Here is a 1,484-nt window from a genome sequence, read left to right on the forward strand (position 1 = left end):
ATGACCCACATCCAGAACACCGCGCCGGGACCGCCCATCGCAATAGCGATCGCCACGCCCGCAATATTGCCGGTACCCACACGGGATGCCGCCGAAACCGTGAACGCACGGAATGAGGAAATGCTCTTACGGCCGTCAGCTTCGTGACCGGACGGGTCGGTGAGCACGCGCAGCATCTCGGGCAGAGAACGCCACTGCACCGCGCGGGTGCGGATGGTCAGGAACAAACCAGCGGCAATCAGCGCCACGAAGAGGAAGTTCTCCCACACCCATTGCTGAATAGAGTCAACCACGCTGGTGGCGCCAGAGGTATAGGTGTTGACGTCTTGAATAAAATGTACGATTCCCTCCACGGGCGCTCCCATCGGGTTATTGAACACAGTAATCCCCCGGTACGAGGCGTCACTGCGGGGGAGGGGCGGGGCTTAAGCACCCGCATACGGAAAAAGATATTTTTCCGGAAGTTACAGGTAACTATTGTTGCGGTACAGTACCCGTGTGAGCAAGCTCAATAAGTGGTTTCAGGGAATTTGTAACGAATAATTAACGCACACTGCAGTGCGTGCCATCCCCCGCCGAAAGCGCCCTCGGCTTAGCAGTAATTAGAAGCGGGGGAGAAGGCTCACTGGTAGCGCGTATCGTGCTTTAACGGTTTCACGAAGGGGAACGAAAGCACCCCGCGAATCTGGGTCTGCGCCATGAGCATTACCAGCCGGTCAATACCGATCCCCAGCCCGCCGGTAGGTGGCAGCCCCGTCTCCAGGGCGTACAGGAAATCCTCATCCACTTGCATGGCCTCGGGGTCTCCGGCGGCCGCTTTCAGTGACTGCGCTACCAGGCGCTCACGCTGCACCAGCGCATCGGCTAATTCGGAGTAGGCGGTACCCATCTCCATACCGTTAATCACCAAATCCCAGCGCTCCACCAGCCCCAAAACACTGCGGTGCGCACCAGCTAAGGGGGAGGTCTCCACCGGGAAATCCGTGTAAAACGTGGGGAACACGGTTTTTGCTTCCACCAGTTCACCATACAGTTCCTCAATGACCGCCCCTGCACCCATATCGTCCCGCACGTGAATCTCATGCTCACGCGCCAGGGCCAGGAGCGTCTCAAAATCGGTGTCTAAGGTGATGGTGGTGCCCACCGCCGCTGAGAGCGCCTCACACACCGAAACCACCGGCCAGGCACCTGAAACGTCATCCAGCGTACGGTCTGTGCTGCCCTTTGCCCCCAACGGCAGCACGCACTGACCGTACACCGCCTGCGCCGTGTTTTTAATGATCCGCTCCGTTAGGTGGCGCATATCGGTGTAGTCGGCGTAGGGCCGGTATGCCTCAAGCACTGTGAACTCGGGGTTGTGCGTGTTATCTGCACCCTCGTTGCGGAAGTCACGGCCCAGCTCATATACGGCACCCATGCCACCCACCACCAGGCGTTTGAGGTACAGCTCCGGGGCGATACGCAGTGTCAGATCCGCCCCGTAG

Annotated in this window: 2 protein-coding genes; both read right to left on the reverse strand. The window is 59.2% G+C overall.

Translation table 11 applies throughout. The features are described from left to right. On the reverse strand, positions 1 to 365 hold a 365-nt coding region (locus tag Q4P78_RS08665), incomplete at its 3' end, for an alanine:cation symporter family protein (RefSeq protein ID WP_303339977.1). Between the two features lie 257 nt (positions 366 to 622). Continuing rightward, on the reverse strand, positions 623 to 1,484 hold an 862-nt coding region (locus Q4P78_RS08670), incomplete at its 5' end, for an amino acid--tRNA ligase-related protein (RefSeq protein ID WP_303339976.1).

The organism is Rothia sp. (in: high G+C Gram-positive bacteria), assembly GCF_030540545.1.
Lineage (GTDB): Bacteria > Actinomycetota > Actinomycetes > Actinomycetales > Micrococcaceae > Rothia.